This is a genomic window from Streptomyces sp. NPDC037242 (assembly GCF_055604165.1).
Window position 1 is genome coordinate 65,924 of the sequence record NZ_JBVJUY010000008.1, and the last position, 26,951, is coordinate 92,874.

The 26,951-nt window shown below is 72.9% G+C and carries 29 protein-coding genes and 3 tRNA genes; 7 read left to right on the forward strand and 25 right to left on the reverse strand.

The annotated features are described in order from the left end of the window. Positions 1-237: 237 nt before the first annotated feature. Positions 238-1,257 carry an adenosine deaminase gene (locus ACZ7GJ_RS12065; protein WP_470751128.1) on the forward strand — a complete coding sequence of 340 codons (1,020 nt, stop codon included), beginning with the start codon at positions 238-240 and terminating at the stop codon, positions 1,255-1,257. Here the strand turns inward: ACZ7GJ_RS12065 and ACZ7GJ_RS12070 are convergent. The 10 genes from ACZ7GJ_RS12070 to ACZ7GJ_RS12115 all read right to left on the reverse strand — a co-directional run bounded on the left by ACZ7GJ_RS12070 (position 1,247) and on the right by ACZ7GJ_RS12115 (position 7,788). Next, entirely contained in the window at positions 1,247-1,663 is a 417-nt protein-coding gene (locus tag ACZ7GJ_RS12070; protein WP_365919361.1) for a hypothetical protein, read from the reverse strand. The two genes, ACZ7GJ_RS12065 and ACZ7GJ_RS12070, sit on opposite strands and share 11 nt — an antisense overlap. Before the next feature lie 16 nt (positions 1,664-1,679). Next, positions 1,680-2,819, reverse strand: a complete 1,140-nt coding sequence (locus tag ACZ7GJ_RS12075; protein WP_470751342.1) for a UDP-N-acetylmuramate dehydrogenase — start codon at positions 2,817-2,819, stop codon at positions 1,680-1,682. Beyond that, positions 2,816-3,214, reverse strand: coding sequence for a DUF3291 domain-containing protein (locus ACZ7GJ_RS12080; protein WP_470751130.1), 399 nt, complete (start codon positions 3,212-3,214; stop codon positions 2,816-2,818). Before ACZ7GJ_RS12080 ends, ACZ7GJ_RS12075 begins: the two co-directional genes overlap by 4 nt. A 112-nt stretch (positions 3,215-3,326) precedes the next feature. Continuing rightward, a complete protein-coding gene (locus ACZ7GJ_RS12085) occupies positions 3,327-4,775 on the reverse strand; it encodes a DHA2 family efflux MFS transporter permease subunit (RefSeq protein WP_470751132.1) in 1,449 nt (482 codons plus the stop codon). A gap of 132 nt (positions 4,776-4,907) precedes the next feature. Beyond that, positions 4,908-5,492: a TetR/AcrR family transcriptional regulator gene (locus tag ACZ7GJ_RS12090; protein WP_470751134.1), complete on the reverse strand. Its 585-nt coding sequence runs from the start codon at positions 5,490-5,492 to the stop codon at positions 4,908-4,910. An 828-nt stretch (positions 5,493-6,320) separates the two neighbouring features. Beyond that, the gene (locus tag ACZ7GJ_RS12095; protein WP_470751136.1) at positions 6,321-6,749 is read right to left on the reverse strand and encodes a MaoC family dehydratase; all 429 of its coding nucleotides are present in this window, start codon (positions 6,747-6,749) and stop codon (positions 6,321-6,323) included. A gap of 1 nt (position 6,750) precedes the next feature. After that, complete coding sequence (locus tag ACZ7GJ_RS12100) at positions 6,751-7,203, reverse strand: FAS1-like dehydratase domain-containing protein (protein WP_470751137.1); 453 nt, start codon at positions 7,201-7,203, stop codon at positions 6,751-6,753. A gap of 138 nt (positions 7,204-7,341) precedes the next feature. After that, the gene (gene rpmG / locus ACZ7GJ_RS12105) at positions 7,342-7,506 is read right to left on the reverse strand and encodes a 50S ribosomal protein L33 (protein WP_003956487.1); all 165 of its coding nucleotides are present in this window, start codon (positions 7,504-7,506) and stop codon (positions 7,342-7,344) included. 88 nt (positions 7,507-7,594) lie between these two features. Further along, a tRNA-Met gene (locus ACZ7GJ_RS12110) sits at positions 7,595-7,667 on the reverse strand. A gap of 48 nt (positions 7,668-7,715) precedes the next feature. Then, positions 7,716-7,788: transfer RNA gene (locus ACZ7GJ_RS12115), tRNA-Thr, on the reverse strand. Positions 7,789-8,153: 365 nt separating this feature from the next. On the opposite strand from ACZ7GJ_RS12115, the gene ACZ7GJ_RS12120 reads away from it, so the two are divergent. Both ACZ7GJ_RS12120 and ACZ7GJ_RS12125 read left to right on the forward strand, forming a co-directional pair. Beyond that, the gene (locus ACZ7GJ_RS12120; protein WP_470751138.1) at positions 8,154-9,464 is read left to right on the forward strand and encodes an amidohydrolase family protein; all 1,311 of its coding nucleotides are present in this window, start codon (positions 8,154-8,156) and stop codon (positions 9,462-9,464) included. Positions 9,465-9,518: 54 nt separating this feature from the next. Next, positions 9,519-10,175, forward strand: coding sequence for an SDR family oxidoreductase (locus tag ACZ7GJ_RS12125; RefSeq protein WP_470751139.1), 657 nt, complete (start codon positions 9,519-9,521; stop codon positions 10,173-10,175). A gap of 101 nt (positions 10,176-10,276) precedes the next feature. Here the strand turns inward: ACZ7GJ_RS12125 and ACZ7GJ_RS12130 are convergent, their stop codons facing one another. Then, a complete protein-coding gene (locus ACZ7GJ_RS12130; RefSeq protein ID WP_470751141.1) occupies positions 10,277-10,717 on the reverse strand; it encodes a DUF3574 domain-containing protein in 441 nt (146 codons plus the stop codon). A 38-nt stretch (positions 10,718-10,755) separates the two neighbouring features. Here ACZ7GJ_RS12130 and ACZ7GJ_RS12135 point away from each other — a divergent pair, with 38 nt between their 5' ends. Continuing rightward, positions 10,756-11,322: a maleylpyruvate isomerase N-terminal domain-containing protein gene (locus ACZ7GJ_RS12135; RefSeq protein WP_470751142.1), complete on the forward strand. Its 567-nt coding sequence runs from the start codon at positions 10,756-10,758 to the stop codon at positions 11,320-11,322. Between the two features lie 69 nt (positions 11,323-11,391). Here ACZ7GJ_RS12135 and ACZ7GJ_RS12140 read toward each other — a convergent pair. Beyond that, a tRNA-Tyr gene (locus ACZ7GJ_RS12140) sits at positions 11,392-11,473 on the reverse strand. A 199-nt stretch (positions 11,474-11,672) separates the two neighbouring features. Here ACZ7GJ_RS12140 and ACZ7GJ_RS12145 point away from each other — a divergent pair. The 3 genes from ACZ7GJ_RS12145 to ACZ7GJ_RS12155 all read left to right on the forward strand — a co-directional run bounded on the left by ACZ7GJ_RS12145 (position 11,673) and on the right by ACZ7GJ_RS12155 (position 15,096). Further along, positions 11,673-12,161, forward strand: a complete 489-nt coding sequence (locus ACZ7GJ_RS12145; RefSeq protein ID WP_136213204.1) for a YajQ family cyclic di-GMP-binding protein — start codon at positions 11,673-11,675, stop codon at positions 12,159-12,161. Positions 12,162-12,399: 238 nt separating this feature from the next. Beyond that, positions 12,400-13,830 carry a SulP family inorganic anion transporter gene (locus tag ACZ7GJ_RS12150; protein WP_470751144.1) on the forward strand — a complete coding sequence of 477 codons (1,431 nt, stop codon included), beginning with the start codon at positions 12,400-12,402 and terminating at the stop codon, positions 13,828-13,830. Between the two features lie 18 nt (positions 13,831-13,848). Beyond that, positions 13,849-15,096: an APC family permease gene (locus tag ACZ7GJ_RS12155; protein ID WP_470751145.1), complete on the forward strand. Its 1,248-nt coding sequence runs from the start codon at positions 13,849-13,851 to the stop codon at positions 15,094-15,096. Here the strand turns inward: ACZ7GJ_RS12155 and ACZ7GJ_RS12160 are convergent. From ACZ7GJ_RS12160 to ACZ7GJ_RS12220, 13 genes are all read right to left on the reverse strand, one after another. Beyond that, a complete protein-coding gene (locus tag ACZ7GJ_RS12160; protein WP_470751147.1) occupies positions 15,080-15,604 on the reverse strand; it encodes an SMI1/KNR4 family protein in 525 nt (174 codons plus the stop codon). The two genes, ACZ7GJ_RS12155 and ACZ7GJ_RS12160, sit on opposite strands and share 17 nt — an antisense overlap. Before the next feature lie 88 nt (positions 15,605-15,692). Next, positions 15,693-16,085, reverse strand: coding sequence for a YccF domain-containing protein (locus tag ACZ7GJ_RS12165; protein ID WP_470751148.1), 393 nt, complete (start codon positions 16,083-16,085; stop codon positions 15,693-15,695). Then, positions 16,082-16,945 (reverse strand): zinc metalloprotease HtpX, encoded by an 864-nt coding sequence (htpX, locus tag ACZ7GJ_RS12170; RefSeq protein ID WP_470751150.1) that lies wholly within the window; start codon positions 16,943-16,945, stop codon positions 16,082-16,084. The genes ACZ7GJ_RS12165 and htpX overlap by 4 nt, the downstream gene beginning before the upstream one ends. A 189-nt stretch (positions 16,946-17,134) precedes the next feature. After that, on the reverse strand, positions 17,135-18,688 hold the full coding sequence (locus tag ACZ7GJ_RS12175; RefSeq protein WP_470751152.1) for an NADH-quinone oxidoreductase subunit N: 1,554 nt from the start codon (positions 18,686-18,688) through the stop codon (positions 17,135-17,137). Then, a complete protein-coding gene (locus tag ACZ7GJ_RS12180; RefSeq protein WP_470751344.1) occupies positions 18,685-20,238 on the reverse strand; it encodes a complex I subunit 4 family protein in 1,554 nt (517 codons plus the stop codon). The genes ACZ7GJ_RS12175 and ACZ7GJ_RS12180 overlap by 4 nt, the downstream gene beginning before the upstream one ends. Before the next feature lie 38 nt (positions 20,239-20,276). Continuing rightward, positions 20,277-22,268, reverse strand: a complete 1,992-nt coding sequence (locus tag ACZ7GJ_RS12185; RefSeq protein WP_470751153.1) for an NADH-quinone oxidoreductase subunit 5 family protein — start codon at positions 22,266-22,268, stop codon at positions 20,277-20,279. Next, positions 22,265-22,606, reverse strand: coding sequence for an NADH-quinone oxidoreductase subunit NuoK (gene nuoK, locus ACZ7GJ_RS12190; RefSeq protein ID WP_365919329.1), 342 nt, complete (start codon positions 22,604-22,606; stop codon positions 22,265-22,267). The genes ACZ7GJ_RS12185 and nuoK overlap by 4 nt, the downstream gene beginning before the upstream one ends. Then, positions 22,606-23,226 (reverse strand): NADH-quinone oxidoreductase subunit J family protein, encoded by a 621-nt coding sequence (locus tag ACZ7GJ_RS12195; protein ID WP_470751156.1) that lies wholly within the window; start codon positions 23,224-23,226, stop codon positions 22,606-22,608. The genes nuoK and ACZ7GJ_RS12195 overlap by 1 nt, the downstream gene beginning before the upstream one ends. Next, positions 23,226-23,837, reverse strand: a complete 612-nt coding sequence (locus ACZ7GJ_RS12200; RefSeq protein ID WP_470751345.1) for a NuoI/complex I 23 kDa subunit family protein — start codon at positions 23,835-23,837, stop codon at positions 23,226-23,228. Before ACZ7GJ_RS12200 ends, ACZ7GJ_RS12195 begins: the two co-directional genes overlap by 1 nt. Beyond that, positions 23,834-24,802, reverse strand: coding sequence for a complex I subunit 1/NuoH family protein (locus ACZ7GJ_RS12205; protein WP_470751157.1), 969 nt, complete (start codon positions 24,800-24,802; stop codon positions 23,834-23,836). Before ACZ7GJ_RS12205 ends, ACZ7GJ_RS12200 begins: the two co-directional genes overlap by 4 nt. Then, a complete protein-coding gene (locus ACZ7GJ_RS12210; RefSeq protein WP_470751158.1) occupies positions 24,799-25,857 on the reverse strand; it encodes an NADH-quinone oxidoreductase subunit C in 1,059 nt (352 codons plus the stop codon). The genes ACZ7GJ_RS12205 and ACZ7GJ_RS12210 overlap by 4 nt, the downstream gene beginning before the upstream one ends. After that, the gene (locus ACZ7GJ_RS12215; protein ID WP_470751159.1) at positions 25,854-26,489 is read right to left on the reverse strand and encodes an NADH-quinone oxidoreductase subunit B; all 636 of its coding nucleotides are present in this window, start codon (positions 26,487-26,489) and stop codon (positions 25,854-25,856) included. Before ACZ7GJ_RS12215 ends, ACZ7GJ_RS12210 begins: the two co-directional genes overlap by 4 nt. Beyond that, positions 26,480-26,887 (reverse strand): NADH-quinone oxidoreductase subunit A, encoded by a 408-nt coding sequence (locus ACZ7GJ_RS12220; protein WP_470751160.1) that lies wholly within the window; start codon positions 26,885-26,887, stop codon positions 26,480-26,482. Before ACZ7GJ_RS12220 ends, ACZ7GJ_RS12215 begins: the two co-directional genes overlap by 10 nt. Between the last annotated feature and the right edge of the window lie 64 nt (positions 26,888-26,951).

Consider the following 26,951-nt stretch of genomic DNA (forward strand, 5'->3'; position numbering starts at 1 on the left):
GGTGAGGCCCCGCTCCCCGCGCCGGAGGTTTCCCTCCCCCCCCCCCCCCCGACCCCCCCCCCCCCCTCCCCCCCCCCCCCCCCCCCCCCCCCCCCCCCCCGCTCAGGCGTTTCCGGGCCCCGCCGGGGGCTGCGGCCCGGGGCTCCGGCGGGCCCTCTCCCAGAATTTCCGTTCGGGCAAGGTCCCGTTCAGGGAATGGGGCTGCCGATCGGGTGACAAGTGCGGCAGTATCACCAGATGGAGCACCTACGCGATCTCACGCTTCTGCCGAAGGCCCACCTGCACCTGCACTTCACCGGGTCCATGCGCCCCTCGACCCTCCTCGAACTCGCCGACAAGTACGGCGTGCGCCTGCCCGACGCGCTGACCGCCGGGGAGCCGCCCAAGCTGCGCGCCACCGACGAGCGCGGCTGGTTCCGCTTCCAGCGGCTGTACGACGCCGCCCGCTCCTGCCTGCGCGAGCCCGACGACATCCGTCGCCTGGTGCGCGAGGCCGCGGAGGAGGACGTACGGGACGGCAGCGGCTGGCTGGAGATCCAGGTGGATCCCACGTCCTACGCACCCCTGCTGGGCGGCATGATCCCCGCCGTCGAGATCATCCTCGACGCCGTCGACGCGGCCTCCCGGGAGACCGGCCTCGGGATGCGGGTCGTCATCGCCGCCAACCGCATGAAGCACCCCCTCGACGCCCGCACCCTGGCCCGCCTCGCCGTCCGCTACGCCGACCGCGGCATCGTCGGCTTCGGGCTGTCCAACGACGAACGCCGCGGCATGGCCCGCGACTTCGACCGCGCCTTCGCCATCGCCCGGGAGGGCGGCCTCCTCGCCGCCCCGCACGGCGGCGAGCTCACCGGCCCCGCCTCCGTCCGCGACTGCCTCGACGATCTGCACGCCTCCCGCGTCGGGCACGGCGTACGGGCCGCGGAGGACCCCAGGCTGCTCAAGCGCCTCGCCGACCGGCAGATCACCTGCGAGGTCTGTCCCGCCTCGAACGTGGCCCTCGGGGTCTACGAGCGGCCCGAGGACGTCCCGCTGCGGACCCTCTTCGACGCCGGGGTGCCGATGGCGCTCGGCGCGGACGACCCGCTGCTGTTCGGGTCCCGGCTCGCCGCGCAGTACGAGATCGCCCGCCTCCACCACGGCTTCACGGACGCGGAGCTCGCCGAGCTGGCCCGCCAGTCGGTACGCGGTTCGGCCGCGCCGGCCGACGTGCAGGAGAAGCTGCTCGGCGGGATCGACCACTGGCTCAGCGTGTGAGCCGCAGGTCCCCCTCGTGGCAGTCGGCCCGTACCCGGCGCCCGTCCGGGAAGCCGATCTCCAGGTGCGTGCGCCCCTGCTCGGGCAGCGCGTACTCGGCCACCGAGGCGACGGTCTCGCCGAGGTGGCGCAGGAAGGGGTGGTCGCCGAGGTCCTCGCCGACCTCGATGCGGCCCCACTCCCCCATGTCGTAGGGCTCGTGCGGGTCGGCGGACTCGACGATGAGGCACCAGTCGGACCCGGTGGTGATCCGGGTGGAGTCGCCCGCGCTGTCGATCAGCCAGACGTCGAGCGGCGACTCGGACCGCTCGCCGTCGCTGAAGTGCCAGGACGCGACGACTCGGCTGATCGTGCGTCCCACCAGGCGGGTGGGGTCCGTACCGGCCCCGTGCAGGGGACAGAGCATGGGCGGCCGGGGCTCCTCAGATGCTGACGCCGACCGTCACCGGTTCGTTGACCAGGGTGACGCCGAAGGCCGCGTGGACGCCCGCGACCACCTCGCGGGCCAGGGCGAGGAGGTCTTCGGTGGTGGCCTCGCCGCGGTTGGTCAGGGCGAGGGTGTGCTTGGTGGAGATGCGCGCGGGGCCGGTGCCGTAGCCCTTGGTGAAGCCGGCCTTGTCGATCAGCCAGGCCGCGCTGGTCTTCGTACGGCCGTCGCCCGCGGGGTACGCGGGCGGGGCGGTGTCGGGGCCGAGGCGGTCCTGGGCGCGGGCGAGGAAGGCGGCGTACGCCTCGTCGGTCAGGATCGGGTTGTGGAAGAAGGACCCGGCGGACCAGGTGTCGTGGTCGGCGGGGTCGAGGACCATGCCCTTGCCGGCGCGCAGGCGCAGCACGGTCTCGCGGGCGGTGGCGGCGGGGACCCGGTCGCCGGGCCCGACGCCGAGGGCGCGGGCGGTCTCGGGGTACTTGATCGGCGCGGACAGCCCGCCGGCGTCCTCCAGGGCGAAGCGCACGCGCAGGACGACGTACCGCTCGGGCCGGTGCTTGAAGAGGCTGTCGCGGTACGAGAACGCGCACTCGGCGGCGGTCAGCGTGACCGTCTCGCGCAGGGTGCGGTCGTAGGCGACGACCTCGGTGATGGTGTCGCAGACCTCCTGGCCGTACGCCCCGACGTTCTGGATCGGGGTCGCGCCGGCGGAGCCGGGGATGCCGGCGAGGCACTCGATGCCCGCGAGGCCGGCGTCGACGGTGCGGGCGACGGCGTCGCTCCAGTTCTCGCCCGCGGCGAGCTCCAGGGTGGTGCCGTCCAGGGTGTAGCCGGTGGTCGCGATGCGCAGGGCGGTGCCGTCGAAGCCGCGGTCGCCGATGACCAGGTTGCTGCCGCCGCCGATGACCAGGAGCGGGGTGCCGCTCTCGTCCGCGGCGCGGACGGTGGCGACCACCTCGGCGTCGGTGGTCGCGGTGACCAGACGGGTGGCGGGGCCACCGAGGCGGAAGGTGGTCAGCGGGGCGAGGGGGGCGTCGTGGAGTTCCTGCACGTGGACAAGAGTACGGTCCGTGCCCCTCGCATCCCTGCGGGGCCACGGACCGTACGGGCGCTTCCCCCGTACCGTCCGGCTCAGGAGGCCGGCTTCTGTTCGGCGAGGCGCCGCTCGGCCTCGGGCCAGTCGATGGGGAGCTGCGAGGCCGGGACGGTCCAGAAGGTGAAGGCGGATTCCTTCATGAACGCGGCGGCCGCGCGGGAGCTGGAGCGGTGCGGCTCGCTGCGGGCGAAGCGGTAGAGCGCGTCGCGGTCCTCCCAGGCGGAGAGGGTGAGGAAGGTGCGGCTGAAGACGCGGGCGCGCAGGGCGACGCCGTGGGCTCCGGGGGCCTTGCGGATCTGGGCGACGATGCCGGGCGACTTGAGGAAGAACCTGAGGGCGCCGGTGAGGGTGGCGGTCTCGAAGCGTGAGGCCATGACGTAGACCTCGGCGTCGGGGGCGGCCTGGGTGGGCGTGGACCAGGGGATGTCGGGCATGGCGGGCACTCCTTCGCTGTGAGTCGTACGGGGTGGGGCGCGGGCGTAGGTGGTGCGGGCGGTGCGGTGGTGCGGGCGGTGCGGTGGTGCGGGCGGTGCGGTGGTGCGGCGGTCAGCTCGCGGCCGGGACCTTCGCCAGGGCTTCCGCCGGGGCCGCGGTGGGCTGCGCCGCGACCTGCGGCTGCTTCGCCTTGCGGGGCAGCAGGAGGGCGAGGGCCGCGGCCACCGCCACGGCTCCGGCGCCGATCCACAGCGCGGGGACGGTCCCGTCGGTGAAGGCCTGCCCGGACTCGTAGCCGCCCTGGGCGGAGAAGACCGAGGCGAGGACCGCGACGCCGAGGGCTCCGCCGACTTCGCGCAGGGCGTTGTTGGTCCCGGAGGCCCTGCCCTGGTCGGCGGGGGCGACGGTGGACATCAGCGCGTTGGAGGCGGGGGCGAAGTACAGGGCCATGCCGATGCCGCTGAGGATCAGGGCCGGGAGCTGGGCGGCGTAGGAGACGTCCGTACTCAGGATGGCCGCGAACCAGCCGAGGCCCACGGCCTGCAGCGTCAGTCCGGCGGCGACGACGGGGCGGCTGCCGATGCGGTCGGAGAGGATGCCGGCGATCGGGGCGACGATCATCGGCATGCCGGTCCAGGGGAGCATGCGCAGGCCGGCCTCGGTCGGGGAGTAGCCGGCGACGCCCTGGAGGAACTGGCTCAGCAGGAAGATCGAGCCGAACATCCCGACGTACATCAGCAGGCTGGCCATGTTGATGCCGAAGAACCCGCGGTCGCGGAAGAGCCGCATGGGGAGCATGGGGTTGGCGTTGTTGAACCCGTGGTGGATGAAGCCGCCGACGAGCACGGATCCGCCGATCAGGCCGGTGAGGACGGGGGCGCTGGTCCAGCCGTCCGCGTTGGCGTTGACCAGGGCGTAGACGATCCCGAAGAGGCCGCCGCTGATGAGGAGCGTGCCGGGGACGTCGAGCCGCGAGCCGGGGGCGGTGGACTCGGCGAGGCGCAGGCGGGCGAGCGGGATCAGGGCGAGGCCGAGCGGGACGTTGAGCCAGAAGATCCACTGCCAGGAGATGTGTTCGGTCAGGCTGCCGCCGATGAGGGGGCCGCTGGCGACGGCGAGGCCGGTGACGGCGCCGTAGATGCCGAGGGCCATGCCGCGGCGGGCGGCCGGGACGGCGGTGGTCAGCAGGGTGAGGGAGAGCGGCATCATGACCGCGGCGCCTACGCCCTGGACGGCGCGGGCGGCGATGAGCTCGTTGATGCCGGGCGAGAGCGCGGCCGCGGCGGAGGCGCCGGTGAAGACGGCGAGGCCGGCGATGAAGAGGCGGCGGCGGCCGAAGCGGTCACCGAGGGCGGAGCCGAAGAGGAGGAGGACGGCGAAGGTGAGCGTGTACGCGTTCACCGTCCACTCCAGGTCCTCCAGCTTGCCGCCGAGGTCCTCGCGGATGACGGGGAGGGCGGTGGTGACGACGAGGTTGTCGAGGGCGGCCATGAAGCTCGCGGCGCCGGTGAGGATGAGGGCCCATATCGCGGGCCGGCCGAGCTTGTCTTGCGTGTTCACGAGTGTCCCCCTGGGGATGTTAGTTATTGCTGACTAACTTTCGTGGGCAGAGTTACGCGTTGACGCGGGCCGTACGGTGTGCCGGGCGCGGCGGGGGCGGGGGCGGGGGCCCGCGGGGCGCGGACCGGCGCGCTAGTCGCCTGCGGTGGTCTCAGTGGTGGGGGCGACGGGGCGCGCGGCGGGGTAGCACCCGTCCCAGACCCGGTGCCCGGGCGGGAAGCCCATGGCGGCCAGGGTGTTGATGAGCATCCCGTACGCCATGAAGGTGGTCGTCTCGTTGACGTCCGCCCCGAGCGGCAGGTGGACGGTGTCCCAGAGCTCCATCCAGGCCGCCCGGACCATCTCCCCGAAGCCCGGCTCCCCGGCGGCCTCGGCCGCGGAGACCGTCACGAACGTCTGGAGCTGCATCTGGAGCTTCTCGGGCTGATCGGCGATCAGCCGCATGTAGGCCTCCCCCATGGCCTTGACCGCGTCCTCGCCGTGGTGGCCCTTGGCGGCCTCCTCGAAGACGAGGCGGACCTCTTCCATGCAGCGGGCGGAGGCGGCGAGGAACATCGCCTGCTTGTTGGGGAAGAGCCGGAAGAGGTACGGCTGGGAGACGCCGACGCGCTTGGCGATCGCCTCGGTCGAGGTCCCGTAGTAGCCGCCGCGGGCGAACTCGCTCATCGCCGCACGGATGACGCTCTCGCGCCGCTCCTCTGCACTCATCCTTGCCATGCCCTTAAGTTAGTGCTCAATCACTAACTACGTCAACCCCCGCCGCCGAGCGCGTGCCACCGGGGGCGGCGGCCGGGCGGCACCTCGCACCACTCTGGCGGCGCCCCGGCAGCGGCACGGCCGGGGCACAGCCGTGCTGCTGCCGGGGGGGGCAAGGTCGGAGCACCGCCGGTGCACCGGGAGGCGAAGACGCCCGCCCAGCCTGAGCGGCAGCAGCAGCCCAGCCGGGGCCGGGGCCGGGGCCGGGCCGGGCCGGGCCGGGCCGGGCCGGGCCGGGCCGGGCCGGGCCGGGCCGGGCCGGGCCGGGACAGCCACCCAGCCGGAACGAGCGCCCCGCCAGCCGGCCGCGGCAGCAGCCCAGCCGGAGCAGGCGCTTGCCCCCAGCCGGACCGCGGCCAGGGGCCAAGGGCAGGGCCAGGGGCCAAGGGCAGGGCCAGGGGCCAAGGGCAGGGCCAGGGGCCAAGGGCAGGGCCAGGGGCCAAGGGCAGGGCCAGGGGCCAAGGCCAGAGCAAGGGGCCAAGGCCAGAGCAAGGGCCAGAGGCCAAGGCCCCGGGAGGCCGAGACAGGCGCCCAGCCGGAGCGAGTGCCCGGCCAGGCAGCCGCGGCTGCCACCCCGCCTGGGGCTGCAGCTGCCCCCGGCCGGGGCGGGAGCGGGGGCGGGGGCGGGGGCGGGGGCGGGGGCGAAACCGCCGAGACGGGACCGGGGCCCCGGGAGCCAAGGCCAGGGACCAAGGCCGAGGCCGAAACGGCCGGGCCGGGGCCGGAGCCGAAACGGCCGGGCCGCGGCCAGGGCCTTGGCCGAGACGGCCGGGCCCTGGCCGGGAGGCGTCAGGCGAGGGTTACCACCGCGCGGGACATGCCCAGGACCTTCTGGCCCGCACTCATCGCCGTGAGGTCGACGCGGACCCGGTTGCCCTCCAGCTTCGCGGCGACCTTCGCGGTGACCTCGATCAGCGCGCCCTGGTCGTCGTTCGGGACCACGACCGGCTTCGTGAAGCGCACCCCGTACTCGACGACCGCACCCGGGTCGCCCACCCAGTCGGTGACGACCCGTACCGCCTCGGCCATGGTGAACATGCCGTGCGCGATGACGTCCGGCAGCCCGACCTCCTTGGCGAACTTCTCGTTCCAGTGGATCGGGTTGAAGTCGCCGGAGGCGCCCGCGTACCGGACCAGCGTCGCGCGCGTCACGGGGAAGGACGCCGCCGGCAGCTCGGTGCCGACCTCGACGTCGTCGTACTGGATCTGCGCAGTCATCTCAGGCCTCCTCGGGGGCGCGGGAGACGAGCTTCGTCCACGCCGTCACCACGTGCTCGCCGGTCTCGTCGTGGACCTCGCCGCGGATGTCGATGATGTCGTTGCCCGCGAGCGACTTCACGGCCTCGATGGTGGAGGTCACCGTCAGCCGGTCGCCGGCCCGCACGGGGCGGGAGTACGCGAACTTCTGGTCGCCGTGCACGACGCGGCTGTAGTCCAGGCCCAGCTGCGGGTCCGCGACGACCTGCCCGGCCGCCGCGAACGTGATGGCGAACACGAAGGTCGGCGGGGCGATCACGTCCAGGTGGCCGAACGCCTTGGCCGCATCGGGATCGGTGTAGACGGGATTGGCGTCACCCACCGCAACCGCGAATTCGCGGATCTTCTCCCGGCCGACCTCGTACGGATCGGTGGGCGGGTAGCTCCGCCCCACGAAGGTCTGGTCGAGCGCCATGGCTCACTACCTCCTGTTGAAGGAACATCAAAGACGGTCAGAGATCCGGAAAGACAGGCCCGGGAAACGACACGAGGCCGTCCCCCATTGAAGGGGACGACCTCATGACGGTGCCTATATTGCGGGACTTCGCTGGGGTCAGCGGGTCTCGCGGTGCGCGGTGTGCGAGTTGCAACGCGGGCAGTGCTTCTTCATCTCAAGACGGTCCGGGTTGTTACGCCGGTTCTTCTTGGTGATGTAGTTCCGCTCCTTGCACTCCACGCAGGCCAGCGTGATCTTCGGGCGGACGTCGGTGGCAGCCACGTGAGTGCTCCTTGACGGACTATGGGACGGATGAACGCATAAAAGAGTAGCCGATCGGGAGACCGACCCCGCAATCGGCTACTGTGTGTAGCGGCGACCGGACTTGAACCGGTGACACAGCGATTATGAGCCGCTTGCTCTACCGACTGAGCTACGCCGCTTTGATGAGATCCGTTCCCCACCCGAGGGTGGGGAACCTCTCTCACCAGAGCCCCAATGCGGAATCGAACCGCAGACCTTCTCCTTACCATGGAGACGCTCTACCGACTGAGCTATTGGGGCGAGCGAGGAAGACATTACACGGTTGCCCGCCGATCGCCCAAATCCTTTGCGGGGCCTGGCCTCGGAGGACGCGGCGAAGTCTTTCCCGATCACCACTCAGGCACCTCCCACCCCGTTTTCGGGCCGGATTGTGGGCGGGGTCACAACCCCGGCCCGGTCCGCGGCACCCGCCACCCGTGTCCCCAGCCCGAAGACACCGCGCGCAGCCGCGCGCCGGGGCGCGTGGGCACCACACCGGTACGACTATTGCGCTCTTCCGTGAAGCGGGCAGCCCCGCACCCTAGGCTCTGAGCACGCTGCGTGATCTTGGGCCGCGGGCCGGGCGGCCACGGCCCAGGAACCGCCCGAGCCACCGCAGGAGCGCGATGTCCGACAGCCAGCCGCAGCAGCCGTCCCCCTCCCCGCGCAGCGGCCGCGGCGAGGGCGGCGGCCACGGGCACCTCCGCCCGGCCGGCCACGGGAACGCGGCCGCCGCCGAGTCCACGACCCTCCTGCTCGCCGGGGCCCGCCTCACCGACGGCCGCACCGTCGACGTCCGCCTCGGCGGCGGCCGGATCCAGGCCGTCGGCACCGCCGGCAGCCTGCCCGCCCCCGCCGTCTCCCGCGTGGACCTGAGCGGCTACCTGCTGCTCCCCGCCCCCGCCGAGCCGCACGCCCACGGCGACACCGCCCTGACGGCCGACGGCGAGGGGCCCGTCTCCTACACCCCCGACGAGGTCCAGCGCCGGGCCACCGAGGCCGCTCTGCTCCAGCTCGGCCACGGGGCGACCGCCGTACGCTCGCACGTCCGCATCGGCGACATGCACGGCCTCGGCCCCATGGAGGCCGTGCTCCAGGCCCGCCGCTCCCTGCGCGGGCTCACCGACCTCACCGCCGTCGCCGTCCCCCGGCTGCTGACCGGCGTGGCCGGGGCCGACGGGCTCGCGATGCTGCGCGACGCCGTCAAGATGGGCGCCTCCGTCATCGGCGGCTGCCCCGACCTCGACCCCGATCCGACGGGCTTCCTCGAAGCCGTGCTGGAACTCGCCGCCGAACACGGCTGCCCCGTGGACCTGCACACCGACGGTGACGACCCGGGCCGGCTGTCCCGGCTCGCCGCGATGGCCGGCGGCCTGCGCCCCGGGGTGTCCATCGGCCCCTGCGGCGGCCTGTCCCGGATCCCGCTCGACGTGGCGGCCCGCGCCGCCGACCAGCTGGCCGCGGCCGGCGTACGGGTCACCTGCCTGCCCCAGGGCGACTGCGCGGCCCTGGAGCGCCGCGGCCTGCGCACCGCCCCCGTACGGCTCCTGCGCGCGGCCGGGGTACGGGTCGCCGCCGGCAGCGGAGCCCTGCGGGACGCCGGGAACCCCGTCGGCCGCGGCGATCCGCTCGAAGCCGCGTACCTGCTGGCCTCCCAGGGCGGCCTGCGGCCCATGGACGCCTACGACGCGATCAGCGCCGCCGCCCGCGAGGCGATGGGCCTGCCGGAGGTACGGGTGGAGGCCGGCTTCCCGGCGGAGCTGCTCGCGGTGCGCGGGGACCGCATCGCCGGGGTGCTGTCCCTCGCGTACAGCCGGATCGTGATCCACCGCGGGCGGGTGGTAGCCCGTACGAGTGCCGTGCGGGAGTACTGCGACTCCGCCGTCGCCGTGGCCCTGGACCTGCCTCGGCAGGGCCGTATGGAGCCCGGTCCCTGAGCGTTCGCCGTGCGTTCGCGGGCGTGGGCGCCCGGGTCGTCGTACGGTCGGGACATGCGCATCGTCATCGCTGGTGGACACGGTCAGATCGCGCTGCGGCTGGAGCGCCTGCTCGCCGCGCGCGGGTACGAGGTCGCGGGCATCATCCGCGACCCGGCACAGGGCGACGACCTCAGGGAGGCGGGCGCCGAACCGGTGCTGTGCGACCTGGAGTCGGCCTCGGTCGAACACGTGGCGGGGATCCTGCAGGGCGCGGACGCGGCGGTGTTCGCGGCCGGCGCGGGCCCGGGCAGCGGCGTCGGCCGCAAGGGCACTGTGGACCGGGGCGCCGCGGTGCTCTTCGCCGACGCGGCCGAACGGGCCCGCGTCCGGCGCTTCCTGATGGTCTCTTCGATGGGCGCGGACGCACGGCACGGGGGCGACGAGGTCTTCGACGTCTACCTGCGGGCCAAGGGCGAGGCGGACGACCACGTCCGCACCCGGCTGGGCCTGGAGTGGACGGTGCTGCGTCCGGGCTCGCTGACCGACGACGCCGGTACGGGCCTGGTGCGGCTGGAGGCGCTGACGGGCCGCGGCTCGGTCTCGCGCGACGACGTGGCGGCGGTGCTGGCGGAGCTGGTCGAGACCCCGGCGACGGCGGGCCTGACGCTGGAGCTGATCTCCGGCTCGACCCCGGTGGCGGTGGCCGTCAAGGACATGGCGGGCAACTGACCCGGGACCGGCCGGTGGCTCAGGGACCGGCCGGCGAATCCTGGCACGGGACCGACGGGCCGACGGGCCGACGGACCGCCGGGGCCGGCCCTGACCGTTCCTCAGAACTCGGCGCTCACCTTGTCGTCGGACCGCCCGACCGAGTCCTGCTGGAACTGCGCCTCGTAGGCCCGCCGGATCCGCTCGATGCGCACGCTGCGGTCGTCGGCGTCCTTCTCGGGGTACAGCAGCACCACCTCGTAGGAGGTCTCGCGCACGGACTTGCCGTCCCCGCCCCGCCACTGGCCGTATCCGTCGTGGACGGTGAGCCCCTCGGGGAAGGCGGGGGTGATCTCCCGCTCCAGGAAGCGCATGAAGTCCGCCTCGCCGACCGGGGGACCGCCATTCGGGCGATCGGTGCCGAAGTACAGTCGGGTCTCCTCGTACGGCTCGCCCACTTGCGTGTGGAGCGCCGCCCCGACCAGAGCCGGGATCCCGGCCCCGAGCAGGGCGATGAGTACTCCGCCGCCGACCTTTCCGCGTGTTTCAGAAGTCCATTTCACCCCCGTGCAACGAACGGAAGGCTGAGACGATGCGGCCGATGAGCGGCTCCGACGTCGAACGGGCGGCGGCCGAATCGGTGTCCGCCCTTGCCCCGCACGCCGGGCGCGACTGGCAGGTCCCGGCAGGTTCGCTCGACTGGAGCTGCTGGACGACCGCGGCCCACATCGCGCACGATCTCGTGGCCTACGCCGCCCAGGTCGCCTCGCTCGCGCCGGGCGGCTACCTGCCGCTGGACCTGCGGGTCCGCCCGGGCACTCCCCCGGCCGAGGTGCTGACGGTGGTGTCGGCGAGCGCCCGGCTGCTGAGCACCGCGATCTCCGCGGCCGCTCCGCAGGACCGGGCCTGGCACTGGGGGCCGTGCGACCCGGGGGGCTTCGCGGCGATGGGTGTGGCGGAGCTGCTGCTCCACACGTATGACATCGCCCAGGGCCTCGCCCTGCCCTGGCTGCCCCCGCCGGACCTGGCCGCCCCGGTCCTGGCGCGGCTCTTCCCCGACGCCCCGCCCGGTCCGGCGCCCGAGGTGCTGCTCTGGTCGGCGGGCCGCCTGGCCCTCCCGGACCGGCCCCGCCGCACCTCGTGGTCCTGGCAGGCCGCACTCCCGTGATGCCCCCGGGCGTACGACGAGAAGACCCCCGCTGCTGCGTTTCCGCAGTAACGGGGGTCTCACATCGCGTGGCGGCGCCAGGGTTCGAACCTGGGTAGGCTGAGCCGGCAGATTTACAGTCTGCTCCCTTTGGCCACTCGGGCACACCGCCAAGATTTGCTGCCGTCTTTCCGCCTTGCGGCGGCGCTCCGTGGCAACGACGTAAACAATACCCGATGCTCGGGGATGCTTCGCCACCGGATTGATCAGCACCTCCGGCGGGCACGGTGGCTAGGCTTTGCGGAGCGGGCCGGGGATGTCCGGCCGCGCCCTTCGGGGCCACCACAGCCGACTTCAAGGAGCCACAGCACATGGCCGACTCCAGTTTCGACATCGTCTCGAAGGTCGAGCGGCAGGAGGTCGACAACGCCCTCAACCAGGCCGCCAAGGAGCTCTCGCAGCGCTACGACTTCAAGGGCACCGGCGCGTCGATCGCCTGGTCCGGCGAGAAGATCCTGATGGAGGCGAACTCCGAGGAGCGCGTGAAGGCCATCCTCGACGTCTTCGAGACCAAGCTGGTCAAGCGCGGGATCTCCCTGAAGGCGCTCGACGCCGGTGAGCCGCAGCTGTCCGGCAAGGAGTACAAGATCTTCGCCACGATCGAGGAGGGCATCTCCCAGGAGAACGCCAAGAAGGTCGCGAAGATCATCCGGGACGAGGGCCCCAAGGGCGTCAAGGCCCAGGTCCAGGGCGAGGAGCTGCGCGTCAGCTCGAAGAGCCGCGACGACCTGCAGGCCATCCAGGCGCTCCTCAAGGGCAAGGACCTGGACTTCGCGATCCAGTTCGTGAACTACCGCTGATCGAACTCTGCGACCTGCGCAACGGGGGCGCACCGCCCCCGTTGTGCGCGGCCCGCGGCGCCGGACCCCTTGCGCCGCATCCGGGCTGAGCCTCCCTCACCCCGGCCGGCGTGCGGGTGGTGTGTGCGGGGCGCGTGCGGCGCGTGCGCCTTCGCCGGCTCCTGTGGGGACTTGGGCGGGGTGGGTGCGCCCGGCCAGGCTGTGGGCATTCGTCACCGCTTGGCAGGGGGGTTCTCGCATGCCTGGGGCCGGCACGTTTCGTGAAGACTTCGGGGCGTCGGTGGTCGTCGCGCTCGTCGCGCTGCCGCTGTGCGTGGGGGTGGCGGTCGCCTCCGGGGTCCCTGCCGAACTGGGCATCGTCACGGGGGTGGTGGGCGGGCTGGTCACGGGCTGGTTCCCGGGGAGCTCGCTCCAGGTCAGCGGGCCCGCCGCCGGGCTGACCGTGCTCGTCTACGAGGCCGTGCAGGCGTACGGGGCACCCGTGCTCGGGGTGCTCGTGCTGGCCGCCGGTGTGGTGCAGCTGGGCATGGGGGCACTGCGGCTCGGGCGGTGGTTCCGGGCGATCTCCGTCGCCGTCGTGCACGGGATGCTGGCCGGGATCGGACTCGTGCTGATCTCCGGGCAGTTGTACGCCCTGGGCGGCGCGCAGGCCCCGGGCGCGACCCTCGCCAAGCTGGCCGGGGTGCCGGCGCTCGCCGGGCGGGCCGACTGGACCGCCGTGGCGCTCGGAGCCGGGACCGTGGCCGTCATGGTGGCCTGGCGCCGGCTGCCGGCCCGGCTGCGGTTCGTGCCGGGAGCGCTCGTCGGGGTGGCCGCCGCCACCGCCGTGGCCGCGCTGCTGCGGCTGCCCGTGGCGCGGGTCCGGGTGACCGGGGTGCTGGATGCCGTGGCCCCGCCGGGCTGGGGGGACTTCGGGGTACTGGCGTCCGCGGGCGCCGTGGGCACCGTGGCCGCGCTGGCGCTGATCGCCTCCGCCGAGACGCTCTTCAGCGCCGCGGCCGTGGACCGCATGCACGACGGGCCCCGTACCGACTACGACCGGGAGCTGGTGGCCCAGGGCTTCGGGAACACGGTCTGCGGGCTCCTCGGGGCGCTGCCGATGACCGCCGTGATCGTGCGCAGCGCCGCCAACGTGGAGGCCGGCGCCCGCACCCGCGCGGCCCGGGTGATGCACGGCGGCTGGCTGCTGCTGTTCGCGGTGGCGCTGCCCTGGCTGCTGGAGATCGTGCCGCTCGCCGCGCTGGCCGGGGTGCTGCTGCACGCGGGCTGGAAGCTGCTGCCGGCCCGGGCGGTGGCCGCGCTGTGGCGTACGCACCGGGGCGAGGCGGTGGTGCTGGTGGCGACGGCCGGCGCGATCGTGGCCACCAACCTCTTCGAGGGGGTGCTCCTCGGACTGGGGCTCGCCGTCGCCAAGGCGGCCTGGGAGACCTCCCACGTGCACGTCGAGGAGGTGTGGGAGGGCGAGGTGCTGTGCCTGCGGGTCCTGGGCAACGCCAGCTTCCTGCGGCTGCCCAAGCTGCTGGACGAGCTGGACGCCGTACCGGACGACGGGCGCAGCGTACGGCTCGACCTGAGCGGCCTGCGCCACCTCGACCACGCGTGCCTGACCGCGCTCACCGGCTGGCAGGACCAGCGCACGCCCCTGACCCGCCCCAAGGGCGTCATCTAGGCCGTTTACCCTCCGCCTGTGGACAACGAATTGAAGCGCACCCTGGGTGTGTCCGATGCGGTCGTCGTCGGGCTCGGGGCGATGGTCGGGGCCGGGATCTTCGCGGCGCTCGCCCCGGCGGCGGACGCGGCGGGCAGCACCGGCCGGGCCCTCCTGGCCGCCCTGGCCGTGGCGGCCCTCGTCGCCTACTGCAATGCGCGCTCCTCGGCGCGGCTCGCCGCCCGTTACCCGTCGTCCGGGGGCACCTACGTGTACGGGCGCGAGCGGTTGGGCCCCTTCTGGGGGTATCTGGCCGGCTGGGGCTTCGTCGTGGGCAAGACGGCCTCCTGCGCCGCGATGGCGCTCACGGTCGGGGCGTACGCATGGCCGGGGCAGCAGCGTGCCGTGGCCGTCGCGGCGGTGGTGGCGCTGACCGCCGCGGGCTACGGCGGTGTGCAGAAGTCCGCCAGGATCGCGCGGGTGATCGTGGCGGCGGTGCTGGCCGTGCTGGCCGGGGTCGTGGTGGTGTGCCTGTCCTCCGGCGCGGCGGACGCCGGGCGCCTCGGCGGCGCGGGCGGGATCGGTGCCGGCGGGCTGTTGCAGGCGGCCGGGCTGCTGTTCTTCGCCTTCGCGGGCTACGCCCGGATCACCACCCTGGGCGAGGAGGTGCGTGATCCGCAGCGCACGATCCCGCGGGCGGTGCCCCTCGCCCTCGGGATCGCCCTGCTCGTGTACGCCGCGGTCGCGGTGGCGGCGCTCTCGGTGCTCGGCGCCGACGGCCTGGCTCGGTCGTCGGCCCCGCTGGCGGATGCGGTACGGGCGGCCGGGTGGCCCGCACTGGCTCCCGTGGTGCGGGTCGGGGCGGCCCTGGCGGCGCTGGGCTCGCTGCTCGCGCTCGTGCTCGGGGTGTCGCGGACGGCCCTGGCGATGGCTCGCGACGGCCATCTCCCCCGCGTGCTGGCCGCCGTACACCCCCGCCACCGGGTGCCGCACCATGCGGAGCTGGCGGTGGGCGCGGTCGTGGTGGTGCTCGTGGCCACCACGGATCTGCGGGGCGCGATCGGCTTCTCCTCCTTCGGGGTGCTGGCCTACTACGCGATCGCGAACGCCTCGGCCTGGACTCTCGATTCAGGTGTCAAGGATCGGGCCGTGGCAGCGGTCGGGCTGTCCGGCTGTGTGCTGCTGGCCTGCGCCCTGCCCGCCGCCTCGGCGGTCTCGGGGGCGGCGGTGCTGGCCCTGGGCGCACTCTCCTACGCCGTCCGCAGGCGGCTCACACCCGGGATCTGAAGCCCGACCAGGGCGTCAGGTCCAGGTCGTACCCCTCCCCCGCGTCGGAGTCCTCGCAGTACCAGGCGGTGCCGTCGAGCCAGCCGCGCAGCCAGTCGGCGAGGCTCGGCGCATCGACGAACCAGGCGAGGTCCGGTTCCCCCAGGTTCGGCTCGAACAGCAGGACTTGGGCCGTGGCGGACTGGCAGTCCACGCACACATACATCCCGCAGCCGTAGTCCGCCAGCGGCAGCACCCCGGCGGGCCAGCGCCACCCGGAGCTGCGCATCGCCCCGTACGCCGCGACGCTCTCGCGCAGCGGCAGCAGGCCCCGCTCCGGGCCGAACCCCCCGTCCCCGACCCGGGTGTAGAGCCCGGCGAGCAGCGGCGGCAGGGCGAAGCCGAGTATGCGCTCGACCTCGGCCCGCGCGCCGGCCTCCAGCGGCGCCGGCAGGGGCTCTACGCAGCCCTGCGCGCGGTGGCGCGCATGGGCTGCGACTTGCTCCAGCAACTGCTCGTTCTCGTCCATGCACACATCGTGACCGACCCCACTGACAATCGCCCCGACCTGGGCGTTCCCGCCTAAATAGCCCCAAGGCGCAGGAGAGCCCGGCCGCTCAGCGCGAGGCGAACGGCGCGTCCGTCGGGACGATCTCGCGGCCCAGCGGGAGCAGGGACAGCGGGACCATCTTGAAGTTGGCGATGCCGAACGGGATGCCGATGATCGTGATGCACAGCGCGATGCCGGTGGCGATGTGGCCCAGGGCCAGCCACCAGCCCGCCAGGATCAGCCACAGCACGTTGCCCACGCAGGACGGGGCGCCGGCGTCGCGCCGCTCGACCGTGGTGTAGCCGAAGGGCCACAGGGCGTACACGGCGATGCGGAAGGCAGCTATCCCGAAGGGGATGCCGATGATGGTGATGCAGAGCAGCGCGCCCGCCAGGCAGTAGCCCAGGAACAGCCAGACGCCGCTCAGTACGAGCCAGATGATGTTGAGGATTGTCTTCACTGCCTGCGGCCTGCCATCTGTTCGAGCCGGGCGATGCGCTCGGCCATCGGAGGGTGGGTGGAGAACATCTTCGAGAGGCCCTCACCCGGCCGGAACGGGTTCGCGATCATCATGTGGCTCGCCGTCTCCAGCCTGGGCTCGGGCGGCAGCGGCAGCTGCTTGGTGCCCGCGTCCAGTTTGCGCAGGGCGCTGGCCAGGGCCAGCGGGTCCCCGGTGAGCTGGGCTCCGGAGGCGTCGGCCTCGTACTCGCGCGAGCGGCTGATCGCGAGCTGGATCACGGACGCGGCCAGCGGGCCCAGGATCATGATCAGCAGCATGCCGAAGAGGCCGGGGCCCTCGTCGTCGTTCGACCGGCCGATCGGGATCAGCCAGGCGAAGTTCACCAGAAACATGATCACGGAGGCAAGGGCTCCGGCGACCGAGGAGATCAGGATGTCGCGGTTGTAGACGTGGCTCAGCTCGTGGCCGATGACCCCGCGCAGCTCGCGCTCGTCGAGGATGCGCAGGATGCCCTCGGTGCAGCAGACCGCGGCGTTGCGCGGATTGCGACCGGTCGCGAACGCGTTGGGTGCCTCGGTCGGCGAGATGTAGAGCCGGGGCATGGGCTGGCGCGCGGAGGTGGAGAGCTCGCGCACCATGCGGTAGAGCTCGGGGGCCTCGAATTCGCTGACGGGGCGGGCGCGCATCGCGCGTAGAGCCAGCTTGTCGCTGTTCCAGTACGCGTACGCATTCGTCCCGAGGGCGACCAGTACGGCGACGATCAGGCCGCCGCGCCCGAAGAAGCTTCCGATGACGATGATGAGTGCCGACAGCCCGCCGAGGAGTACGGCGGTCTTCAGCCCGTTGTGCCGGCGGTGCACGGTACGCCCTCCAAATGGTGCGGCAGGGGAGCCCGTCATGGTTTTGAGGGTCTACGGTCCAGTGGACCCTCCCTCTCTGCACAACGCGAGGTGAGGGCGGCGGGTTCCCGGCGCGCGGCCGCCCCGGCGCCCAAGGGACGGGGGCGGCGGGGCGGCTGTCGGCGTTGCTCCGTACGGGCTACGTAGCGGCTACTGCGGGAACAGGCTGCCCGCGGCGAAGCGCAGGACGAGCTGCGGGGCTCCGGAGAGCACCACGGCGACCGCGGCGGTGAGCACGATCGCGGTCGTCACGGGCCACGGGGCCCTGGTACGGGCGGCGGGGGCCGCCTCCTGCTCCGCCTCCTGCGGGCTGCGGAAGAGCAGTGCCGTCCAGCGCAGGTAGTAGTACAGGGCGATCACGACGTTGACGGCCATGACAACGGCGAGCCAGCCCAGGCCCGCGTCGACCGCCGACCGGAAGACGGTGATCTTGGCGAAGAGCCCGATGATGCCCGGCGGCAGTCCGGCCAGGCAGAGCAGGAAGAAGGCCAGCGAGAGGGCGGCGAGGGGGTGCTCGGCGTACAGGCCGCGGTAGTCGCTGATCCGGTGCAGCGGCTTCGTACGGGCCACCAGGGCGGCCACGGCGAAGGCGCCGAGGTTCACGGCGGCGTACATGAGGGCGTACGCGACGGTGGAGCCGATCTGGTCGCGGTCGGAGTACGCGGCCGCGGCGATCGGGACCAGCAGGTAGCTGGCCTGGCCGACCGAGGACCAGGCGAGCAGCCGGACGGCGCCGTTGGGGCGGTCCGCGGACTGGCGCAGGGCGGCGGCGTTGCCGAGCGTCATGGTGAGCGCGGCGAGGACGGCCAGGGCGGGGCCCCAGATCTCGGAGTACGCCGGGAACGCGATCACGGTGACGAGGACGAGGCCGGTGAAGCCGACGGCCTTGCCGATCACCGAGAGGTAGCCGGCGATGGGCAGCGGGGCGCCCACGTAGGTGTCGGGGACCCAGAAGTGGAAGGGGACGGCCGCGGTCTTGAACGCGAAGCCGACGAGGGTGAGCGCGACACCGGCCATGGCGAGGGTGTCGAGCTGCCCGGGGACGTCCTCCAGGCGGCCGGCGACCTGGCTCAGGTGCAGGGAGCCGGTGGCGGCGTAGACGAAGCTGACGCCGAGCAGGGAGACGGCGGTGGCCGTGACCGAGGAGAGGAAGAACTTCAGGGCGGCCTCGGAGGAGAGCCGGTCGCCGCGCCGCATGCCGACGAGGGCGAAGGCGGGCAGCGAGGCGACTTCGAGGGCGACGATCAGGGTGGCGAGGTCGCGGGAGGCTGGCAGCAGGGCCGCGCCGGCGGCGGAGGAGAGCAGCAGGAACCAGTACTCGCCGGCCGGCATGCGCGCGTCGCGGACGGCGGTGACCGACAGCAGGGCGGTGACCAGGGCGCCGGCCAGCACCAGGAACTGGACGACGAGCGCGAAGTGGTCCGCGGCGTAGCTGCAGGCGGCCGGGTCGGCGGTGCCGGGTCCGGTGAGGCAGAAGGTGGCGCGGTCGTCGGCGCGCAGCGGCAGCAGGGTGGCGGTCGCGGCGGCCAGGCCGGCCACGGAGATCCAGCCGAGGGCCGGCTTGTGCCGCTCGGGTACGAAGAGGTCCGCGACCAGGACGACCAGGGCGACGGCGGCGGTGATGACCACCGGTGCGATGGCGAGCCAGTCGACGGACTGGACCAGGTCGGGGGTCTCGGCGGCGAGGACCGTCAGGGCCGTCATGAGTTGCCTCCTGCGAGGAGCTTCTGGACGGCCGGGTCGGTGAGGCCGAGGAGGACCGCGGGCCACAGGCCGGCGAGGACGGTGAGGGCGGCGAGCGGGGTCCAGGCAGCGAACTCGTAGCGCTGGATGTCCGCGACGGCGAGCTCGGGACCGGCTTTCGGGTCCCCCATGCACACGCGCCGTACGACGATCAGAAGATAGGCGGCGGTGAGCAGGGTGCCGAACGCGCCGACGGCCGTGTACGTCAGGAAGGCCGGCCGGGACAGGCCCTCCGCGGGGTCGAACGCGCCGAACAGGGACAGCATCTCGCCCCAGAAGCCCGCCAGGCCGGGCAGGCCGAGGGAGGCGACGGCGGCGAAGGCCAGGAGCGCGCCGAAGCGCGGGGCGCGGCCGTAGAGGGCGGCGCCGGTGGCCCCGGCGAGGGTGTCGAGGTCGGCGGTGCCGTAGCGGTCCTTGAGGGCGCCGACCAGGAAGAAGAGGAGGCCGGTGATCAGGCCGTGGGCGATGTTGGCGAAGAGCGCGCCGTTGACTCCGGTGGGGGTCATGCTCGCGATGCCGAGGAGCACGAAGCCCATGTGGCCGACGGAGGAGTACGCGATGAGCCGCTTGAGGTCGCCCTTGCCGCCCTTGCGCGCCAGCGCGAGGCAGGCGAGGGACCCGTAGACGATGCCGACGGCGGCGAAGGCGCCCAGGTAGGGGGCGAAGGTGTGCATGCCGTCGGGGGTGGCGGGCAGCAGGATGCGGACGAACCCGTACGTGCCCATCTTCAGCAGTACGCCGGCCAGCAGGACGGAGCCGACGGTGGGCGCGGCGGTGTGGGCGTCCGGCAGCCAGCTGTGCAGCGGCCACATCGGGGTCTTCACGGCGAGGCCGATCCCGATGGCCAGAACGGCCAGGATCTGGGTGCTGTGGGACAGTTCGCGCCCATTGTCGGAGGCGAGTGCCACCATGTCGAAAGTGCCGCCGTTCAGCCCGATCAGCAGCAGACCGAGCAGCATGACGACGGAGCCGAGGAGCGTGTAGAGGATGAACCTCCAGGCGGCTGCCTGCCGCTGAGCACCGCCCCAGCGGGCGATGAGGAAGTACATCGGGATGAGGACCATCTCGAAGGCGAGGAAGAACAGCATCAGGTCGAGTACGGCGAAGGTCGCGAGGGTGCCGGACTCCAGGACCAGGAGCAGCGCGACGAAGGCCTTCGGGGAGGGGCCCGCGGGGAGCTTGAAGTAGCTGTAGAGCGCGCAGAGGAAGAACAGCAGCGCGGTCATCAGGAGGAGGGGGAGCGAGATGCCGTCGATGCCGAGGTGGATCCGGACGTTCAGCGCCTGGATCCAGCTGATGTCCGTCGTCGCCTGGAAGCGGGACGGGGCGTCGTGGTCGAAGCCCAGGGTCAGGGCGACGGCCGCGGCGAGGATGGCGCCGGTCACGGTCACGCCGTGGCGCAGTACCGCCTGTTCGGGGCTCTTGCCCTTCAGCCCGGGAGGGGCCGGCAGGAGGGCCGCGGCGGCGCCGACGAGCGGTCCGGCAACGATGAACGCCAGAAGGAACTGCATCACGGACGGGCTGATATCAATCACGGCTGACTCACGGCTCACGATCCGGCGTTGACGTTGGCGAGGACGGCGGTGGCGATCGCCAGGACCACGGCGCCGGCGAGCAGGGCGCTCAGGTAGCTCTGCACGTTGCCGGTCTGGGCGCGGCGTACGAGGCTGCCGAGCAGCCGGGGGCCGGTGCCCGCGCCGCGGACGTACGTCTCCACCACCTCGCGGTCGAGGAAGCGTACGAGGCTCGCGGCGCCCCGGACGGGGCGGACGAACAGCCGGTCGTAGACGGCGTCGAGGTGGAAGCCGTCGGCCGCGTGGCGGTGCAGGGGCCCCAGGAGGGCCCTGCCGGGGTCGGGGGCGGTTCCGGCGGGGACGGCGGGGTGGTCGTGGGTGACCTCGGCGACCTCGGGGGTCTCGGCGGCCGACTCCGCGGCGGCGACCGACACGGGCACCCCGGCGGCGGCTCCGTCGCGGGCCACGGCGCGCTGCCAGAGGGCGTAGGTGAGCAGGGCGCCGATGACGGCGGCTCCGGTGCCGAGGACCGAGGTGGTCACCGTCGGGGTGAGCTCCTTGCCGTCGAACCAGTCGGCGAGGGGGCCGGCGGCGAGGCCGAAGCCGACCGACGGGATCGCCAGCAGCCACAGCACGCCGGTCATGGCGACGGGCTCCTTGCCGTGGTCGGGGGCGGCGGCGCCCTGGCCGCGGAAGGCCAGCAGCCACAGCCGGGTGGCGTAGGCGGCGGTGAGCAGGGCGGTCAGCACGCCGGCGACGAGGACCACCCAGCCGGCCGTGCTCGGCGCGAACTCGGAGTGGCCGGTGGCGGTGTGCTCGGCGGCGACCAGGACGGCTTCCTTGGAGAAGAAGCCGGCGAAGGGCGGGATGGCGGCGAGCGCGAGCAGCGCGATCGTCATCGTCCAGAACGCATCGGGGATGCGCTTGGCGAGGCCGTCCATGCGGGACATGGCGGCCAGCGAGTTCGTACCGGCGGCGTGGATGATCACGCCGGCGCCGAGGAACAGCAGCGCCTTGAAGGCGCCGTGGGACAGGAGGTGGAAGACGGCGGCCGAGCGGTCGCCGACGGCCAGGGCGCCGGTCATGTAACCGAGCTGGCCGACGGTGGAGTAGGCGAGCACGCGCTTGATGTCGTCCTGCGCCAGCGCGGCGAGCGCGGATCCGACCATCGTGACGGCCGCCATCACGGCCATGACCACCAGCGCGGCCCGCGAGGCCGCGAAGACCGGCAGGAGGCGGGCGATGAAGTAGACACCGGCGGCGACCATCGTCGCGGCGTGGATCAGCGCGGAGACCGGGGTGGGGCCCGCCATGGCGTCCGGGAGCCAGGTGTGCAGCGGGAACTGCGCGGACTTGCCCGCGACTCCGGCGAGCAGCAGCAGTGCGATCAGCGTCGGGTGGTCGAGCCCGCCCGCGGCGACGGCGCCCAGGATCTTCGTGATCCGGAAGGAGCCGGTGTCGGCGGCGAGCGCGAACAGGCCGATCAGGAAGGGGACGTCGCCGAGCTTGGTGACGAGGAAGGCCTTCAGGGAGGCGGAGCGGGCCGCCTCGGTCTCCCAGTAGTGCCCGACCAGGAAGTACGAGCAGATGCCCATGATCTCCCAGCCGACCAGCAGCACCATCAGGTCGCCGGAGTAGACGACGAGCAGCATGGCGGAGGTGAACAGTGAGACCAGAGCGGCGTACGACGGGTAGCGCGGATCCTCGCGCAGGTACGCGGTCGAGTAGAGCTGTACGCAGGTGGCGACGACCCCGACCAGGACGGCCACCAGCACGGCGAAGCCGTCCAGGTGGAGCGAGAGCTCGATCGGCACCGAGCCGGTCGGGGTCAGCTCGGTCGCGGTGTCGATCGCCTTGCCGCCGCCGTGGCGGACGGCGACGAGCACCGCCAGCACGGCGGCGGCCAGCGTCGGCAGTACGGCGAGCGGCCGGACGAAGCCGGGGGCCGCGCGGCCGGAGAGGAGTCCCGCCACCGCGCCCAGGAAGGGGAGGAGGGGGACGAGGACGGCGAGGGTCGGGGTGCTCACGCGGCGGCTCCAGTCGCGCTGTCCGGCTCGTGGCCCTCGGCGGTGTCGCGCAGTGCGTCGACGTCCGCGGTGCCTCGGTTGCGGTACACCATCAGCACGATCGCGAGGCCGATGCCGATCTCGGCGGCGGCGATGGCGATGGTGAAGAGGGTGAGGGCCTGGCCGGCGTGCAGGGCGTCGCGCAGCCAGACGTCGAAGGCCACCAGGTTGAGGTTGACGGCGTTGAGCATCAGCTCGACGGACATCAGCACCAGGATGGCGTTGCGGCGGGCGAGTACTCCGTACAGGCCCGTGCAGAAGAGGAGCGCCGCGAGCACGGCGGGGTAGGCGAGGTGCATCAGCGCTGCCCCTTCTTGTCACCGGCGTTGGCGGCGCCGGCGTCCGCGGTGTCGGCGGTGTCGGCGGTGTCCACGGATGTGTTCCTGCGGGACAGCACGATGGCGCCGATCAGGGCCGCGAGGAGGAGGACGGAGAGCGCCTCGAAGGGCAGCACCCAGTGCCGGAAGAGGATCTCGCCGGACACCTTGGTCGAGCCCTGGGCGGGGCCGTCGAGGTCGATCCAGGTGGTGCGGAAGGCGTCCACGACCACCCAGACCAGCGCGGCGGCCGCGGTGGCGGCGACACCGAGCGCGACCCAGCGGTTGTTGGAGTCGGCGTCCGGGGAGCGGCCGATGGGGGCCTTGGTGAGCATCAGCCCGAAGAGGAGGAGGACGACCACGGAACCGAGGTAGATCAGCACCTGGACCCAGGCGATGAACTCGGCGGTCAGCAGCAGGTACTCGACGGCGATGCCGCCGAGCGCGACGACCAGCCACAGGGCGGCGTGGACCAGCTGCTTGGTGGTGACGGTGACGGCTGCCGCGCCGAGGGTGGCGAGGCCGACGAGGACGAAGGCGATCTCCACGCCCGTCGGGGAGAGGAAACCGGGAGCGGTGGCCGCGGCGAGGTGGGCGTACATCAGGCGGTGCCTCCCGCAGGGGAGTCGGGGGTGCCGCCGGGGGTGCCGCCCGGGGCGCCGTCGGCGGCCGTCGCGGCGGCTGCCGCTGCGGCGGCCTCGGCCTTCTCCACCGCCTTGCGGGCGGCGGCGAGTTCCTTGGGCTCCTCGGCGGCGGGGTCCAGGGCGGGCGGGGCCGGGACGGTCCACATCCACTCGCGCAGCTTGTCGCGTTCGTGGGTGAGCTCGTGGATGTCGGTCTCCGCGTACTCGAACTCCGGTGACCAGAAGAGGGCGTCGAAGGGGCACACCTCGATGCAGATTCCGCAGTACATGCAGAGGGAGAAGTCGATGGCGAAGCGGTCGAGGACGTTGCGGCTGCGCTCGCGGCCACCGGGGGTGGACGCGGGCAGCGTCTCCTTGTGGGAGTCGATGTAGATGCACCAGTCGGGGCACTCGCGGGCGCAGAGCATGCAGACCGTGCAGTTCTCCTCGAACAGGCCGATGACCCCGCGCGAGCGCGGCGGGAGTTCGGGCTGCACCTCGGGGTACTGGGCGGTGTGCGAACGCTTCGTCATCGTGCGCAGGGTGACGGCGAGGCCCTTGGCCAGGCCGGATCCGGGGATGGGCATCAGTTGATCGCCACCTTCACGATGCCGGTGAGCGCGATCTGGGCGAGCGCGAGCGGGATGAGTACGGTCCAGGCGAGCTTCTGCAGCTGGTCCTCGCGCAGCCGCGGGTAGCTCACGCGGAGCCAGATCACCACGAAGGCGAGCACCGCGACCTTGAGCAGGGTCCAGACCCAGCCGAGGCCGTCATCGCCGAGGGGTCCGTGCCAGCCGCCGAGGAAGAGGACGGTGGTCAGACCGCACAGGACGACGATGCCGGCGTACTCGGCGAGGAGGAACAGCGCGAAGCGCAGGCCCGTGTACTCGGTGTACGCGCCGAAGATGATCTCGGAGTCGGCGACGGGCATGTCGAAGGGGGGCCGCTGGAGTTCGGCGAGGCCGGCGGTGAAGAAGACGAGCGCGCCGACGATCTGCCAGGGCAGCCACCACCACTCGAAGGCCTCGACGATGCCGGGGAGCGAGACGGTCCCGGCGGCCATGGCGACCGAGGCGGCCGCGAGGAGCATGGGGAGCTCGTAGGCGAGCAGCTGCGCGGCGGTGCGCAGGCCTCCGAGCAGGGAGAACTTGTTCGCGGAGGCCCAGCCGGCCATCAGCGAGCCGAGGACTCCGACGCCCATGACGGCGAGCGCGAAGAAGAGCCCCGCGTCGATGACCTGGCCGACCGCGCTCTCGCTCGGACCGATCGGGATCACGAGGAGGACGAGCAGGTACGGGAGCAGCGCCACGGCGGGAGCGAGCTGGAAGATCCGCCGGTCGGCGTTGGCCGGGACGATGTCTTCCTTCTGCGCGAACTTGACTCCGTCGGCGACGAGCTGGGCCCAGCCGTGGAAGCCGCCGGCGTACATGGGGCCGAGGCGGCCCTGCATGTGGGCCATCACCTTGTGCTCGGTCTGCCCGACGACGAGCGGGAGCACGAGGAAGACGGCGAAGACGACGATCAGCCGCAGGGCGACGTCGAGGACGTCGTTCACGCGTCGCCTCCGTTGTCGGGGTTCGGTTCGGGGGTCTCGGACCGGTCCGCGTCTGCCTGCGGCGCGGGTTCCGAGGTGGCCGGGGCCTCGAAGGCGGGCTTCGGGTCGTGCCAGGGCGCGTCCGCGCTGCGGGGGGCCGGGCGGCGGGGCGCCCGCGCCTCGGGCTCGGCCGCGTCGGCCTCGCCCTGCGCGGCGTCCGCCGCCGGGGTCGCCTGACTCGCCGAGCCGTCCGCCACCGAGCGCGTACGCCGGACCGGGCGCGGCGGGGCCTCGCCCTCCGGGGCGTCCGCCGCCGGGGTCGCCTGACTCGCCGAGCCGTCCGCCACCGAGCGGGTACGCCGGACCGGGCGCGGCGGGGCTTCCGGCTCGCCGGCGGCGGGCTCGGCGACCGTACGGGTGCGGCGTGCCGGGGCACCGGCGGCACCGGCCGCGCCCGCCGCACGCGGGGTGCGGGCCGGGCGGGCGGGGGCCGGCGGGAGCTGGCCCTTCATCGGGCCCCAGTCGTTGGGGTCCGGGACGCCCGGCGGCAGCATCTGGCGGCGCTTGGGCCCGTCGGGGTCGGCACCCTCACCGGGCTCCTTGGCCCCCGGCCAGGCCTTGGCGACGCGCGCCGCGAGCACGAAGTCCTTGCGCAGCGGGTGGCCCTCGAAGTTCTCCGGGAGGAGCAGCGGCACCAGGTGCGGGTGGTCGGTGAAGACGACCCCGAACATCTCGAACGTCTCGCGCTCGTGCCACTCCGCCCCCGCGTAGATCGCGACGGCGGAAGGCAGCGAGGGCGCCGAGTGCGGGACCGTCGTCCGCAGCAGCAGCCGGCGTACCCGGTGGTTCTCCAGGGAGACGACGTGCGCGCAGATACGGAAACCGGTGCCCGGCTCGTCCACCGCGCTCAGCCAGTCGAAGTACGTGCAGCCCAGCTTGTCCCGGGCGATCTCCAGCGCCGGGATCCAGCTTCCGACGGGCACGTCGACCGTGAGGACGTCGTACGAGAAGGAGCCGACGGCTTCGGCCCCGAAGATCGTCGGGGCGCCGTCCGGGAGGGAGTCGTAGAGGTTCACGCGCCCGCCTCCGGGGTCGGCGGAGGGGTCACCAGGGGGCTCGTCAGCTGGGCGGTCGAGGCGGGGAGGGCGGGAGAAGCGGCCGCGTTCGTGTAGCGCTCCGCCAGCGACTCCCGGGCGATCTTCTCCTGGAGTTTGAGGATGCCCTGGAGCAGCGCCTCCGGGCGCGGCGGGCAGCCGGGGACGTAGACGTCGACCGGGATGATCTGGTCGACGCCCTTCGTCACCGAGTACGAGTCCCAGTACGGGCCGCCGCAGTTGGAGCACGCGCCGAAGGAGATGACGTACTTCGGCTCCGGCATCTGCTCGTACAGGCGCTTCACGGCCGGGGCCATCTTGTCCGTCACCGTGCCCGAGACGATCATGAGGTCCGCCTGGCGGGGCCCCGGCGCGAAGGGGATGACACCCAGCCGGATGAAGTCGTGCCGGGCCATTGACGCGGCGATGAACTCGATCGCGCAGCAGGCGAGGCCGAAGTTGAAGACCCACAGGCTGTAGCGGCGGCCCCAGTTCAGGACCACCTTCATCGGCTCGGGGGCGAGGCGGGAGAGCACTCCCAGCCGCTTCGGCTCCGGAAGGAGCTGGGGCGGGGCCGGGGTCTGGGCCGGTGTCTGGGCCGGTGTCACGTCCATTCGAGGACGCCCTTCTTGTACGCATAGAGCAGGCCGACGGCCAGGAAGCCCAGGAAGATGAACATCTCCACCAGCGTCGTGGCGCCGTAGCCGACGGCCGCGAACACCGTCGCCCACGGGAAGAGGAAGATCGAGTCGACGGCGAAGATGACGTAGAGGAAGGCGTAGACGTAGTAGCGGACCTGGGTGTGCGCCCAGCCCTCGCCGACCGGGTCCACGCCGCACTCGTAGGTCAGCAGCTTCTCGGGGGTCGGGACCGAGGGGCGCAGCAGGCGGTTCGCGCTGAAGGCCACGGTCACGAAGAGCACACCGAGGACGGCCAGGAGGCCGACGACCGAATAGCTCCGGAAGTAGTCCGTGGCGAGCACGGATACGGTCGATACCGTCTGGTCGGGCACGTCCGTTTCCTCGCTCCTCGGCCACTGTCGACGATCAGGGTGATCTGGTACGGACGGGAGTCTA